The organism is Tistlia sp., from assembly GCF_040905785.1.
Lineage (GTDB): Bacteria > Pseudomonadota > Alphaproteobacteria > Kiloniellales > DSM-21159 > Tistlia.
Genome location: NZ_JBBDQW010000016.1, coordinates 89,294 through 103,016 on the forward strand (window position 1 = coordinate 89,294; position 13,723 = coordinate 103,016).

General features: G+C 69.8%; 11 protein-coding genes. 6 read left to right on the forward strand and 5 right to left on the reverse strand.

Going from position 1 to position 13,723, the window contains the following annotated elements:
* Positions 1–58: 58 nt before the first annotated feature.
* Positions 59–1,063 (reverse strand): TRAP transporter substrate-binding protein, encoded by a 1,005-nt coding sequence (locus WD341_RS04570; RefSeq protein ID WP_368424244.1) that lies wholly within the window; start codon positions 1,061–1,063, stop codon positions 59–61.
* A gap of 256 nt (positions 1,064–1,319) precedes the next feature.
* On the opposite strand from WD341_RS04570, the gene WD341_RS04575 reads away from it, so the two are divergent.
* The 4 genes from WD341_RS04575 (at position 1,320) to WD341_RS04590 (ending at position 6,646) form a co-directional block, all read left to right on the forward strand.
* The gene (locus WD341_RS04575; protein ID WP_368424245.1) at positions 1,320–1,634 is read left to right on the forward strand and encodes a hypothetical protein; all 315 of its coding nucleotides are present in this window, start codon (positions 1,320–1,322) and stop codon (positions 1,632–1,634) included.
* Between the two features lie 126 nt (positions 1,635–1,760).
* The gene (locus WD341_RS04580) at positions 1,761–4,511 is read left to right on the forward strand and encodes a hypothetical protein (RefSeq protein WP_368424246.1); all 2,751 of its coding nucleotides are present in this window, start codon (positions 1,761–1,763) and stop codon (positions 4,509–4,511) included.
* On the forward strand, positions 4,508–5,578 hold the full coding sequence (locus WD341_RS04585) for an extracellular solute-binding protein (RefSeq protein WP_368424247.1): 1,071 nt from the start codon (positions 4,508–4,510) through the stop codon (positions 5,576–5,578). The genes WD341_RS04580 and WD341_RS04585 overlap by 4 nt, the downstream gene beginning before the upstream one ends.
* A 165-nt stretch (positions 5,579–5,743) precedes the next feature.
* Positions 5,744–6,646: a LysR family transcriptional regulator gene (locus WD341_RS04590; protein ID WP_368424248.1), complete on the forward strand. Its 903-nt coding sequence runs from the start codon at positions 5,744–5,746 to the stop codon at positions 6,644–6,646.
* Between the two features lie 245 nt (positions 6,647–6,891).
* Here WD341_RS04590 and WD341_RS04595 read toward each other — a convergent pair whose 3' ends face one another.
* Genes WD341_RS04595 through WD341_RS04605 form a run of 3 tightly spaced genes read right to left on the reverse strand, consistent with a single transcriptional unit; the run spans position 6,892 to position 9,258 of the window.
* Positions 6,892–8,199 carry an APC family permease gene (locus WD341_RS04595; protein ID WP_368424249.1) on the reverse strand — a complete coding sequence of 436 codons (1,308 nt, stop codon included), beginning with the start codon at positions 8,197–8,199 and terminating at the stop codon, positions 6,892–6,894.
* Positions 8,199–8,870, reverse strand: coding sequence for a TVP38/TMEM64 family protein (locus WD341_RS04600; protein WP_368424250.1), 672 nt, complete (start codon positions 8,868–8,870; stop codon positions 8,199–8,201). Before WD341_RS04600 ends, WD341_RS04595 begins: the two co-directional genes overlap by 1 nt.
* Position 8,871: 1 nt before the next feature.
* Positions 8,872–9,258, reverse strand: a complete 387-nt coding sequence (locus WD341_RS04605) for a DUF302 domain-containing protein (RefSeq protein WP_368424251.1) — start codon at positions 9,256–9,258, stop codon at positions 8,872–8,874.
* A gap of 365 nt (positions 9,259–9,623) precedes the next feature.
* Here WD341_RS04605 and dusA point away from each other — a divergent pair, with 365 nt between their 5' ends.
* On the forward strand, positions 9,624–10,622 hold the full coding sequence (dusA, locus tag WD341_RS04610; protein WP_368424252.1) for a tRNA dihydrouridine(20/20a) synthase DusA: 999 nt from the start codon (positions 9,624–9,626) through the stop codon (positions 10,620–10,622).
* 129 nt (positions 10,623–10,751) lie between these two features.
* A complete protein-coding gene (locus tag WD341_RS04615; protein WP_368424253.1) occupies positions 10,752–11,420 on the forward strand; it encodes a Fe2+-dependent dioxygenase in 669 nt (222 codons plus the stop codon).
* Between the two features lie 40 nt (positions 11,421–11,460).
* Here the strand turns inward: WD341_RS04615 and WD341_RS04620 are convergent, their stop codons facing one another.
* Positions 11,461–13,716, reverse strand: coding sequence for a glycosyltransferase N-terminal domain-containing protein (locus WD341_RS04620; RefSeq protein WP_368424254.1), 2,256 nt, complete (start codon positions 13,714–13,716; stop codon positions 11,461–11,463).
* Positions 13,717–13,723: the final 7 nt, after the last annotated feature.

Here is a 13,723-nt window from a genome sequence, read left to right on the forward strand (position 1 = left end):
AGAGAGGGGCATGGCAAGTCCGGTCATCGTCGACCGCAGGCTACCGTGCGCCCGGCCGCTACTCGATCGCCTGGATGTTCGCCAGGACCTCGGCGGCGCCGAGCTCCTCGGCATAGGCCTCGAGAACCGGGGTCGCGGCCTCGAGCATCTTGTCGCGCTCGGTGAACTCGTGGGTCTCGATCCAGCCCTTGTCGACCATGGCCTGGACCTTCTTGGCGTCCTCGCCGCTCTCGATGTCGCGGCCGTGCTTGCCGGCCTTGGGCCCGGCCTCGTCGATGCAGGTCTGCAGGGCCGCCGGCAGGCGCTGGTAGGTCTTGTTGGAGAACATCAGCGGCCGCACGGTGATCGCGTGCTTGGTCAGCGCGAGGTGCGGGCCGACCTCGTAGAACTTCATCTGCTCGACGCCCGCCGCCTCGTTCTCGCCGGCCTTGATGACGCCGGTCTGGATGGCGTTGTAGACCTCGTCATAGGCGATCACGCTGGGCGCCGCGCCCAGGGCGTCGAAGACCCGCGACCAGATCGGCGCGCCCTGCATGCGGATCGGCAGGCCCTTCAACTCCGCCATGTCGGTCACCGGCTCGGTCGCGAAGACGTTGCGGGTGCCGCCGCCGGCGTAGCCGAGCAGGCGGATGTCGGCGCGCTCCAGGATGTCGTCGGCGACCGGCTTCAGCGCGTCGGCCTCCAGCACCTTCTGCCAGTGCTCCTCGTCGCGGAACAGGAAGGGCATGTCCATGAGCGGCGCCATCTTGGAGAAGGTCGACATGTGCGCCGGCGAGGCGACCGCGTAGTCCACCGACAGGCCCTGGTTCATGAAGGCCACGTAGTCCTTCTCCAGGCCGAGCTCGGAGTTCAGGTGCATCTCCCAGACGATCGGCTCCTCGGTGTAGCACTCGGAGACGAGCCGCTCGAACTCGCGCATGGTCTTGGTGAAGGCGTGGTCCTCGTTGAACTGGCTGGCGCCGACGAGGGTGATTTCGGCCGCCGCCGGGCCCGCGAGGCCCGCCGTCGCGAAGAGCGCGGCCGCAAGGCCGCCGAGCAGAAGACTCCCACCTGATCTGTGCATCGGATCTTCCTCCCAGTTGTGCGACCACTCTGCGGCGGTCGTCGTATGACTAGGATAGCGCCGGCCGCGCGACGGTGACAAACGAATCCGCGCGGGCTCGCCCGTGAGTAGCCGGCGGCTGGTGCCGAAGCCCCCCTTCTCTCCGGCAGCCGCTCCCGGAACTCCCGCTGCCTCCCCCGGTTGACCCTGGAGGCGCCCCTCGCCGTTCCGCGGCAGGGTGTGCCGCGGACGCACGCACCCCAGGAGGACGACCGCCATGACACGCACCGCTTCCCTCGCCGCCCTCGCCGCCCTGCTGCCGCTCGCCTTCGCCGGCACCGCAAGCGCGCAGGAGAGCTTCCCCGCCTGTCAGACCCAGCAGGCGCTGGAGCAGGTCATGGCCAGCGACGGCAGCTTGATGCCCGACGACTGCCGCGAGCTCACCGTCACCGAGGTGCGCAGCGACAGCGGCCGGCTCTGCGTCATCGACTTCGCCGGCGCCGGCGAAGGCGTGCTGCAGCAGCTGCGCGACGCCGCCCTGCCCGAGCAGTGGTGGGTGCGCTGCGACCGCCTGGAGCAGGCGGCCGAGTAGCGCGGCGGCCGGCGATTCGCTCGGCTGGCAGCTAGATGCCGGGCACGGCATTTGATCGGAAAAGACGATCATAACGGCGAATAATATTCGCTTACCCCTTCAAAAGCCGCGACCTAGCATTCCCGGATGGAACCCAGGCCCCCCACCCCGGCGAAGACCCCCACGCAGATCTACTTCAGGGTCATCGGAGCGGCCGGTGCGCCCGGCCTGCCCCAGGTCGAATGGGCCATCGCCGAGCTCGAAAGCCGTCTCGGGGAAATCTCCGTCGGACTCCTCCCCTGCGCGGCGCTGCCCTCTGAGGGCGGCGACGAAACCCTCGTCACCTTTGCGCTGGGGAGCAGCCGGGAGATCGAGCGGATCGCCCGGCTCGCCGAGGTCGAGCTGCCCGCTGCGCCCGAATCCTTCGCGATCTTTGCCGGACCCGGGCCAGGTGCCGGGAGGACGGCGGAGCTCTACGTCTACGGCGCCGACGTCCGCGGCCTGATCTATGCGGCGACGGAGCTGGCGGACCGCGCGCGCTTCGCGCGCGCCGTGCCGAGCGTGCTCGACTTCTCGCCGCCCCTGGTGGCGGCGCCGACGGCGAAGGTCCGCAGCATCTCCCGCTGCTTCCAGAGCGACGTCGAGGACCTTCCCTGGTTCCACGACCGGGAGGGGTGGAAGGAGTACCTGACGCTCCTGGCGACGCACCGTTTCAACCGGATCTCGCTCACCCTGGGCATGCAATACAACTACCCCTACGGCAACGACTTCATCTCGGATGTCTATTTCTATCTCGCCTACCCCTTCCTGGTCTCGGTCCCGGGCCACGAGGTCGAGGTCTCGAACCTCTCCGACGAGGAGCGCCGCCGAAACCTGGAGACCCTGAAGTTCGTCGCGCGGGAGGCCGAGCGCCGCGGCCTCGAGTTCCAGCTCGCCCTCTGGACCCAGAGCTACGATTTCGACGACTGCCCGAACGCCAACCATCGGATCTCCGGGCTTGGGCCCGCCAACATCGCCGGGTACTGTCGCGACGCCCTGGCCAGAATCCTCGCCGAAGTGCCGGAGATCAGCGGCCTGACGCTGCGGGTGCACGTCGAGTGCGGCATTCCGGAAGGCGACTACGCCTTCTGGGAGACCTACTTCGAGGCGGTCCGGGGAGCCGGCCGCACGATCCGCCTCGACCTGCACGCCAAGGGCATAGACGAGAAGCTGATCGACCTCGCCCTGGCCACCGGCATGCCGGTCTCGATCTCCCCGAAGTACACCTCCGAGCACATGGGGCTGCCCTATCACCAGGCGTCGATCCGGCCGCTCGAGCTGCCGGAGAATCACCTGGCGACCTTCTACTCCGGCCGCGACGCCGCCAAGCACGCGGGCAAGTGGCAGTTCAGCGAAGGCACGCGCAAGTTCATGCGCTACAGCTACGGCGACCTGCTGCGCGAGGATCGGCCCTACGACATCGTCTGCCGGATCTGGCCCGGGACCGTCCGCATCCTGCTGTGGGGCGACCCGGCGCTGGCGGGCGGCTACGGGCGGAACTCGACCTTCTGCGGCGCGAAGGGCGTCGAGCTCTGCGAACCGCTCTCCTTCAAGGGGCGGATGGGGACCGGGATCCGCGGCAACCGCACCGGCTACCGCAGCGAGGTCTCGCCCGACGCCCGCGACTGGCGGAAGTTCGCCTACACCTATCGGGTCTGGGGGCGCTCGCTCTACGACCCCGAGGCGGATCCCCAGGACTTCCGCCGCTACCTGGACAGGCGGTTCGGGGAGGCCGGCGCAAACTGCGGGCGCGCGCTCGCCAGCGCCAGCCGGATCCTGCCGCTGATAACCCTGGCCCACACGCCGACGGCCTCCAACAACTCCTACTGGCCGGAGATGTACGAGAACATGTCGGTCGTCCGGGAGGCGCCGCCGCTGCCCTATGGCTACGAGCTGTTCAAGCCGGCCCGCTTCGGGACGGTCGGGTCGTGCGATCCGCAACTGTTCCTGTCGCCGAGCGAGCTCGCGGCCTGCCTCCACCAGGGTGCGGCCGTGCGCAGACTGTCGCCGCTGACCTGGGCCAACTGGCTGGACGGGCTCGCAGCAGCCTCGGCCGTCGAGCTCGCCCGCGCCGGCTCCCGGATCGAAGAGCCGCACAGCGCGTTCCGCCGGCTGTCGGTCGACGTCACGATCCTGGGCGCCATCGGCAGGTTCTTCGCCGAAAAGGTCCGCGCCGCCGTGCTCTGGGAGCTCTACCTGCTGTCCGGCGAGGCCCGGGCGGCGGAGGCGGCCGTCGCCCGCTACCGACGGGCGCGCGACGCCTGGGCCGTGGCGGCGGAGGCCTGCCGGGACCTCTACCTGCCCGACATCACCTACGGGCCGCATTCCTGGCTGCGCGGCCGCTGGGACGACCGGCTGCCGGCGATCGACCGGGACGTCTCGGACATGGCCGACCTCGTCGAGGAGGCCAGAGCGGGCGGCGCCCGCGACACCGCCCTGGGGCGCTCCCAGGTCGAGCAGATCGAGCGCTGGTCGAGATCCCAGCGCCAGTCCTGCCGGCACGTCGCGCCGGCGGGCTTCGACCACGGCAGCGATCTGGCGCTCTCCTGCGTCCCGGTCGGCGCGTCCCGCCGCGGCGTCTTCCTGCACTACCGGCATGTCAACCAGTCGGAGCCGTGGCAGTGCGCGGAGATGACCTGGAGCAACGGCGCCTACGAGGCCGGCATCCCGGGAAGCTACACGGGCGCCCCCTTCCCCTTTCAGTACTACTTCGAGATAGCGGACGGAACCTGCTCTAATTTCTGTCCAGGGCTAGAAGACGACCTCTCCAACGTGCCGTACTTCGTTCTGTTCGGCGCAGACACTTGCTTCAACAAAGTGGAAAGCGAACCAACACACAACGAGGAGAAGGTACAATGAACAGGGTGCTCAAGGGACTGCTTGCCGGTGCCGCCGTTCTCTGCGCCGCCACGACCGGCCAGGCGGAAACGCTCAGGCTCATGACCTGGGGCGGATACGCCCCGGACGGCGTGATCGCCCTCTTCGAGGAGAAGTACCCCGACATCGACGTCGAGGTGACCTTCTCCAACAACGAGGAGATGGTCGCCAAGCTGCGCGCGACCGGCGGGGCCGGCTACGACCTGGCACAGCCGAGCGTGTCGCGCATCGTCGCCGCGCAGAGCGAGTACGGCATCTACAAGCCGCTCGACCTTTCCAAGATCGACACCACGGTCTTCCAGCCCGACATGATGCGGGCGATGGAGGTCAACGCGACGCTCGACGGCGAGATCTACTCGGTGCCGCACCTCTGGGGCACGCAGGGCCTGATCGTCGACAAGTCCGAGGCCCCGGACGTCGAGGCCTGGGGCGACCTCTGCGACCCGCAGTACAAGGGCCGCGTCTCCATGCGCCTCAAGCGGGCCGTTCTGCTGGGCATGGCGTTCGACATGGGCATGGATCCCTTCGAGGCCTACGACGATCCGGCCGAGTACCAGAAGATCCTCGATGTCCTGACCGAGAGGCTGATCGCCTGCAAGGACAACGTGAAGACCTACTGGACCGGCGGCGACGACCTGGCGCGCCTGATCCTGTCCGGCGAGGTCGTCGTCTCGGACGCCTGGGATTCCACCGCCTTCAAGCTCTACGGCCAGAATCCCGACATCCTCTTCGTGCCGACGCGCACGGGTGCCCTGGCCTGGATCGACACCTTCTCGATTCCGGCCAAGGGCGAGGCCGACGAGGCTGCCTACAAGTGGATCAACTTCGTCATGCAGCCCGAGATCATGACCATGATGTCGGCCTCCTCCGGCGCCATCGGCGCCGTGAAGGGCGCGATCGAGCTCATGCCCGCGGATTCGCGGGCCGCGGTCGAAGCCGCCTTCGACGAGGCGGCGCTGGCCAACCTGAAGTTCATGCCGAGCGTCCCGGCCGGGATCGAGGACCTGGAGGGCAAGGCCCTGGAGCGCATCAAGGCGGCGTCGAACTGACCCAGCGGCCCGGCCGGGCGACGGCCTTCCGACAAGCGCGAAGCGGGAGGCCGCGCCCAGGCAGGCAAGGCTCCGCTTCCCGCGCCCGCCGCGGACGAACGCCTCGGGGGTGGCGTCCGTCCGCGGAAGGTCCATTATCCTCGGGAACTTCATCGGCCCCGAGACATGCATATCGATCAGGTTCGGACCTTCCTGGAAGTCGTCGCGACGGGAAACTTTCGCAGGGCGGCCGAGAATCTGAACGTCACCCAGTCGACGGTGAGCGCGCGGATCCAGTCCCTGGAGACCGAGCTGGGTCGCCCGCTCTTCGAGAGGGGGCGCAAGGGAGCGGCGCTGACCGCCGCCGGCGAACGGCTGCTCCGGCACGGCGAGAGCATGCGGCGGCTCTGGCAGAGGGCGAAAACCGACGTCGCCCTGCCGGAGGCCTACCGGGCCTCGCTCAGCCTCGGCGTCGCCCCCAGCCTCTGGGACCAGCTCGAGCTGCAGTGGGTCGACTGGATGCGCCGCGAGGCGCCGTCGGTCGCCATCCACGTCGAGTCAGACTATTCGCCCGGGCTGATGCGCCATCTGCGCGACGGCGTGCTCGATATCGGCGTGATGTACGAGCCCGAGCGGGCGCAGGGACTGGTGATCGAGGAGTTCCTGGTCGACGAGCTGGTCCTGCTGACGACGCACGGCGACTGCCAGGTGGCCGAGGGGACCTGGCGCCGGGGCTACGCGCTGGTCGACTGGGGCGAAGCCTTCAGGCACGGCCACGACGCGCAGTTCGCGGAGCTGCCCTACGCGCTCTCGGCGGGGCTCGGCTCGATTGCGGTCCGCTACATCCTGGAGTTCGGCGGCAGCGCCTACCTGCCGGTTCGCATGGTCCTCGAGCAGCTCCGCTCGGGCGCCCTCCATCCGGTGCGCGGCGCGCCGGTCTTCGAGCGCACCGGCTGCCTGATCTACAGCCGGACGCCCGCCGACCCGGATCTCCTGGAGCTGGGACTGGCGGGGCTGCGCCGGGTCACGGCGGAGATCAGGGAGCGGTCGGCGGCGCTGACCGGTTTGACCGTGCCGCGCCGGACGTGAGACACCTTCCCGATCAGGCGAAGGCCGCCAATTCCGGCTCAGTGGCTCTCTCGACCAAATGACCCCAGATCGATTCCATAGGCTGTCCGTCGCGCCGATGATGGACTGGTCGCTTCGGTTCCGCCGAAATGCCGCGCCACTGTCGACACGCTGATCGTGGATGGTGATCGTGTCCCATGTCCTGCCAACCTTTTGCTGCCTCATCCCGGCTTGAGGCTTCCAGCGATTGGAAATTCAAGCCATTCTCAATGGTGGTCGTGATCGCCTTCTCTGACCGGATTGCGCGCGAGGAAAACCCGCACGAACAGGAATACCAGCGCCATGCCGACGATGCCGATCACGACAATGAGCGGATCGGACTGCCACTTCATCGCGGCGAAGGCGGCCAGCACCGCTGCATCGAGGACGATGGCGGTCAGCAGCACCCAGCCGCGAGCGCCAATCTCCCGGCGGAGATGCCGGAACACGCCCCAGTGAATGACGATGTCCATCACCAGATAGAAGAAGGCCCCGAGAGAGGCGATCCGGCTGAGGTCGAAGAAGACCGTCAGAAAGCCTGCGATCACGACGGTGTAGACGAGCGTGTGGTCCTTGATCGTGCCCGGCATACCGAAATGGCTGTGCGGGATCATCTTCATGTCGGTCAGCATCGCCAGCATCCGCGATACGGCGAAGACGCTGGCGATCAGACCCGAGGCCGTTGCCACGAGCGCGAGCGCCACCGTTAGGTAGAAGCCGATCTGGCCGAGGGCGGGTTGGGCTGCTTCGGCCAGCGCGTAGTCCTTCGCCGCGACGATGCGGTCGAGCGGCAGGCTGGAGCCGACCGCGAAGGCGACAAGCAGATAGACGACAACGCAGATCGCGATGGACAAGACGATGGCCCGGCCGACATTGCGGTGTGGATCGGTGATCTCGGCGCCGCTGTTGGTGATGGTCGTGAAGCCCTTGAAGGCGAGGATCGACAGCGCGACCGATGCCACGAAGCCCCCTGCGCCGGCATCTCCGCCCGCGGCCTCGAACGAGATGCCGCTCGCCCAGAGACCGGCCGCCCCGAACAGCGCGATGCCGCCCACCTTGATCACGGCCATGACGATGGACAAAAGCCCGACCGAACGGTTGCCGGAGACGTTCACGAGATACGCGAAGATGATTAGGCCAACGCCAAGAACCGGCACGAGAACGCTGTCCGGATCGCCGCCAAACGCCTGCAGCGTGTAGGTTCCAAAGGTGCGTGCGACGAGACTCTCGTTGATGACCATCGAAAGCGCCATCAGGAGTGAGGCGCCGGCCGCGACCGTCGTCGGCCCGTAGGCCTTCTTCAGGATCATCCCGATGCCGCCCGCAGACGGAAATGCGTTCGACATCTTGATATAGGTGTAGGCGCTGAACGCGGACACGACCGCGCCCGCGACGAACGAGAGCGGGAAGAGCGACCCGGCGAGTTCGGCAATCTGCCCGGTCAGCGCGAAGATGCCGGCGCCGATCATGACGCCGGTTCCCATGGCCACCGCGCCCGGTAGGGTGATGCTGCTCTTTTCGTATTCCTTCGCCATCAGCCATCCTTGTCGGTCTTTTTTCGTATCGCCACCCACAGCAGCGGCAATCCCGTCACGAGCCCCAGTCCGAGCACCGCCCACGTCGCCCTGCCAAGGTCTCCGCTCGCGGCCTCACCGCCGACATGGGCGAGGAAGAAACTCGCCGGAACAATTCCCGCCAGCGTCGCTAGCGCGAAACGCCAGGCGTGCAGGCGGCTGAGCCCTGCCGCGTAGCTGATCATGTCGAAGGACACGAAGGGCATCAGGCGGCTTGCGAAGACCGTCGCCGTCAATGCGGTTTGCGAGCCGAGCAGCCCTGCATCGAACCGGTCACCGAACACTCGCCGCAAGACATCATGCCCCAGAACCCGTGCCAGGCCGAACGCGATCAGCGCTCCAAGCTCGGCGCCGATCACGACCTGCACCGTCCCCCAGAAATGGCCGTAGGCCGCGCCGGCGGCGAGGGCGATGGGCGCGCTCGGGATCGGGCTGGCCACGACCGCGACGGTCATGAGCGTGACGATCAGAACCGGCCCCCAGAAGCCAGCGCGCGCCACCACCATCTCGAGGGCCTCGCTGTCCAGCAGACCGCGTGCCTCGGTGAACACCGAAGGTGCGAACAGCCAGACACCGAGCAGGGTCATCCCGAGGATCGCCAGCCCCGCGAGGATGCCGGCTCGCAGGCTCACTTCAGATCGCCTCGACGGCCTTCGCCAGAAGGTCGCGGACCTGGCCCGCCACGGCCGTCAGTTCGGCGTTGTCGATCGCCTGCATCGACGCGACCGGGTCGATGGCGCTGACCTCCACACCAGCCTCGACTTCGCGCAGAATCACGTTGCAGGGCAGCATCGCGCCCACCCGCGGCTCGATGCCGATGGCCTGGTGTGCCATGCCCGGATTGCAGGCGCCGAGAATGCGATAGGCCGGCATCTCGACATCGAGCTTCTTCTTCATCGTCGCCTTGACGTCGATCTCGGTCAGCACGCCGAAGCCTTCGGCCGCAAGCGCTTTGCGCGTTCGGGCATCGACGTCATCGATGCCCGCGCCGGCGATCGTTCGATTGATCGTGTAGGTCATTGTCAGTTTCTCCCTTTCATTTGCTAATGTACGTGATCCGCGCTGCTATGGCCAAAACCACGCGCGCAAGGATCAGCAGCCGAGGGCCAGCCAAAGCCCACTTCGAACGACGGGACCTGGCTCGGGGGCTACGCCCCGGTCGACTGGAGCGTGGCCTTGAGGCACGGCCACGACGCGCAGTTCGCGGAGCTGCCCTACGCGCTCTCGGCGGGCCTCGGCTCGATCTGGCGGGCTGCGCCGGGTCACGGCGGACATCAGGGAGCGGTCGGCGACGCTGACCGGTTTGACCGGGCCGCGCCGGACGTGAGACACCTTGCCGATCAGGCGAAGGCCGCCAATTCCGGCTCAGTGGCTCTCTCGACCAAATGACCCCAGATCAATTCCATAGGCTGTCCGTCGCGCCGATGATGGACTGGACCGACCGGCACTGCCGCTTCTTCCTGCGGCAGATCACCCGGCGTGCCCTGCTCTATACCGAGATGGTCACGACCGGCGCGATCCTGCACGGCGACCGCGAGCGCTTCCTGGCCTACGACGAGTCCGAGCACCCGCTCGCACTGCAGCTCGGCGGCAGCGATCCGGCGGCGCTGGCCGAATGCGCGCGGATCGCCGAGGCCTTCGGCTACGACGAGGTCAACCTCAACGTCGGCTGCCCGAGCGACCGCGTGCGGACCGGCCGCTTCGGCGCCTGCCTGATGGCCGAGCCGGCGCTGGTCGGCAGCTCGGTCGCGGCGATGCGCGCGGCGACCGCGCTGCCGGTCACGGTCAAGTGCCGCATCGGCATCGACGAGCGCGACGGCTACGAGGACCTGCTGGCCTTCGTCGACGAGGTCGCCGCGATCGGCGGCTGCGGCTCCTTCGCGGTCCACGCGCGCAAGGCCTGGCTGCAGGGCCTCTCGCCCAAGCAGAACCGCGAGGTGCCGCCGCTGCGCCACGCGGAGGTCCACCGCCTGAAGCGCGAGCGACCAGACCTGGAGATCGTCATCAACGGCGGCATCCTGTCGGTGGAGGCGGCCCTCGCGCACCTGGAGTCCGTCGACGGCGCCATGATCGGGCGCGCCGCCTACCAGGACCCCTGGTGTCTCGCCGAAGCCGACCGTCGGGTCTTCGGCGAGACGGCGCCGGCGCCGGGACGCGCCGAGGTGGTCGCGCGCCTGCTGCCCTACCTCGAGGCGGAGTGCGCGCGCGGCACGCCGCTCAAGTCCATGACCCGGCACATCCTCGGCCTGTTCAACGGCCTGCCCGGCGCACGCGCCTGGCGCCGCCACCTCAGCGAGGCCGCACACCGACCCGGCGCCGGCCCCGAGGTCGTCGAGCAGGCGCTCGAGCAGCTGGACCGGCGCGGCGCGCTGCTGGCCGCCTAGCGGCTCGTTTGCCCCGGCCGCCTGGCGGCTCGTTCGCCCCGGCCGCCTAGCGGCTCGTTTGCCCCGCCTGCCGTTTCGGTCTATCCCTCCGGCAGCCCCCTATCGACTCCGAGCGAAGGTCCTGCCGCCGTGATCATCCGCATCCCCGACCTGCTGCAGCGCCACGAGGCCGAGGTGCTGCGCGGCCTGCTGCTCAAGGGCGCTTTCGAGGACGGCCGCGCGACGGCCTCGGGCCAGGCCGCCCTGATCAAGAACAACCTGCAGCTGGCGCGCGGCAGCGAGGCGCGCAAGCAGGCCGACCAGATCGTCCGCGAGGCCGTCGCCCGCTCGCAGAGGCTGCGCGACAAGACCCTGGTCAAGCTGGTCGCGCCGCCGACCTACAACCGCTACGACGTCGGCATGGAATACGGCGACCACGTCGACGCGCCCTCGATGAACGAGGGCCGCTTCCGCGCCGACCTCTCGATGACGATCTTCCTGACCGACCCGGCCGACTACGACGGCGGCGAGCTGGTGATGAGCCAGGGCGACGCCGAGATGCGCATCAAGTACGGCGTCGGCGAGGCGGTGATCTACCCGACCACGGTGCGCCACCACGTCGCGCCGGTGACCCGCGGCTCGCGCCTCGCCGCCGTGACCTGGCTGCAGAGCTTCATCGGCGATCCGCTGCAGCGCCAGATCCTGGTCGATCTCTCCGACGCCAAGAACGCGCTGGAGGAGCGCCAGCCGGACGCGCCGGAGCTGACCACCCTCAAGAACGCCCTGTTCAACCTGCTGCGGGTCTGGTGGCAGCCCTGAGCCGGCGCCGCTCGGCGGGCGTGCGCGCCTCGGAGCCGCCTCAGCGGTACCTGCGCTTCTCCGCCTCGGCGAACAGCGGGTCCAGGGCGTCGGCGATGCCGGCCAGGACGCCGGCCTGGGCCTCGGCGGCGGCCAGGCCCCGCTCGGCCTGGGCGGCGCGTCGGCTCGGGTCGGCGAGCAGCCCGCCGATCGCCGCCGCCAGGCCGTCGGTGTTCTCGACCAGCAGGATCGCACCCGCCGCCTCCAGGCGCTCGACGGTCTCCTGGAAGTTCTCGACCTGCCGGCCGGTGACGAGGGCGCAGCCGAGCTTGGCCGCCTCGAGCGGATTCTGGCCGCCGTGCGGCACCAGCGAGCCGCCGACGAAGGCGAGCCGCGACAGCCGGTACCACAGCCCGAGCTCACCCATTGTATCGGCCAGGTAGACGTCGGTGGTCTCCTCGATGGCCTCGCCGCGGCTGCGCTGTGCGACGCTCCGGCCGCGCTGCTCGATCACGCGCCGCACCGCCGCGCCGCGCCGGGCGTGGCGCGGCGCCAGGATCGTCAGCAGATCGACCTGCCCGACCGAGATCACCCGGTGCGCGTCGGCGACCATGGCCTCCTCGCCCGGATGGGTCGAGGCGGCCAGCCACAGCGTGCGTCCCACCGTCTCCTGGCGCAGCCGGCGCAGCTCGTCCTGGTCGGCCGGCAGCGGCGCCGCACAGTCCTTCAGGTTGCCGAAGAAGGTGGCCGCCGCGCCGAGGGCGGTCAGGCGCTCGGCGTCGACGCGGCTCTGGGCGGCGACCAGGCGGAAGCAGCCGAGCAGGTCGCGGGCGATCGGCCCGAGGGCGCGCCAGAGCTTGAAGGAGCGCGGCGACATCCTGGCGTTGACCAGCGCCAATGGCACGCCCCGCCGGCGCGCCCGGCGCAGCAGGGTCGGCCAGAGCTCGGACTCGACGACCAGGCCGAGGTCCGGGCGCCAGCTGCGGAAGAAGCCCTCGACGGCCCGCGGCTCGTCGATCGGCAGGAAGCGGTGGAAGGCCGCCGCCGGCAGGCGCTCGGCGGCGAGCCGGGCCGAGGTCACGGTGCCGGTGGTCACCAGCAGGCGCCAGTGCGGGTGGCGCCGAGCGATCTCATCGATCAGCGGCAGCACCGAAGCCAGCTCGCCGTTGCTGGCGGCGTGCAGCCAGTAGAGCAGGCCCTCGGGACGCACCTCGCCCTCGTCGCCCAGGCGCTCGGCGAGGCGCTTCGGGTCCTCGCGGCCGCGCCCGGCGCGGCGCGCCAGGTAGGCGCGCAAGCCCGGGCGGATCAGCGCCAGCCCGACGCCGAGGCCGCCGTACAGCGCCTCAAGCCAGAGCGGCCCCTGGACCGGCGAGGGTGCCGGACGGCCCAGGCTGCGCCGCAGCGCCTCCGGCGTCTCGACCGGGGCGACCCAGCCCAGCCCCTCGCGCAGGCTGCGGTCGTCGGCGACGAGGTTCCCGGTCAGGCTCTCGAGCGCGCGGCCTCGCCCGGCGAGGCGGCCGGCCCGCCGCAGCAGGGCCACCGGCACCGCCGGCAGGCGCGCCGGCCGGCCGAGCGCCTCGCCGATCGCGCGGCAGAAGGCCGGGGTCGAGAGCGGCTCGGGATCCTGGGGCTCGTGCAGGCCCTCGATCGGCAGCGGCTGGCGGAGCAGCAGCACGACCAGGTCGGCCAGGTTGTCGATCCACAGGAAGGAGCGGCGGTTTTCGATGGCGCCGAAGGGCAGCGGCCGGCCGCGCTCTATGGCGCGCACCAGGCGGGCGAAGTTGGCGCCGGCGCCGGCCCCGTAGATCAGCGGCGGCCGCAGGATCGCCAGCTGCATCGCGGAGCCGCCGGCGATGGCGCCCAGGGCCGCCTCGGCCTCGCGCTTGGTCGCGGCGTAGGGATCCTCCGGCTCGCGGTCCGGACTCGGGAGTCGCGCCAGGAGCGAGCTCAGGTAGACGAAGCGATGGACGCCCGCCGCCAGGGCCTGCCGCGCCAGGGCGGCGCTGCCCTCGACGTTGACCCGGCGCGCCGCGGCGAGAGCGGCCGGCGTGCGGCTGGAGACGTGGGCGAGGTTGGCGCAGTGGACGACCAGGCCGACACCCTCCAGGGCCGCCGACCAGTCGGTGTCCGGCCCGATCTCGCCGACCACGACCGGCTCGACGCCCTCCGGCAGGGGGCGCCCTGCCTTGCGCAGGGAGCCGTGCACGGCGAAGCCGGCCTCGAGCAGGCAGGCCGAGAGCCGGCGACCGACGAAACCGGAGGCACCGGTGACCAGGACCCGCGCCTGGGCCGGGCTATCGTTCGATTGAGCGCTCACCGGTGCT

What these genes read in the sequence shown, in the direction of transcription:
- WD341_RS04570 (WP_368424244.1), bottom strand. Translation starts at nt 1,063, where the DNA reads ATGCACAGATCAGGTGGGAGTCTTCTGCTCGGCGGCCTTGCGGCCGCG.
- WD341_RS04575 (WP_368424245.1), top strand. Translation starts at nt 1,320, where the DNA reads ATGACACGCACCGCTTCCCTCGCCGCCCTCGCCGCCCTGCTGCCGCTC.
- WD341_RS04580 (WP_368424246.1), top strand. Translation starts at nt 1,761, where the DNA reads ATGGAACCCAGGCCCCCCACCCCGGCGAAGACCCCCACGCAGATCTAC.
- WD341_RS04585 (WP_368424247.1), top strand. Translation starts at nt 4,508, where the DNA reads ATGAACAGGGTGCTCAAGGGACTGCTTGCCGGTGCCGCCGTTCTCTGC.
- WD341_RS04590 (WP_368424248.1), top strand. Translation starts at nt 5,744, where the DNA reads ATGCATATCGATCAGGTTCGGACCTTCCTGGAAGTCGTCGCGACGGGA.
- WD341_RS04595 (WP_368424249.1), bottom strand. Translation starts at nt 8,199, where the DNA reads ATGGCGAAGGAATACGAAAAGAGCAGCATCACCCTACCGGGCGCGGTG.
- WD341_RS04605 (WP_368424251.1), bottom strand. Translation starts at nt 9,258, where the DNA reads ATGACCTACACGATCAATCGAACGATCGCCGGCGCGGGCATCGATGAC.
- dusA (WP_368424252.1), top strand. Translation starts at nt 9,624, where the DNA reads ATGACCCCAGATCAATTCCATAGGCTGTCCGTCGCGCCGATGATGGAC.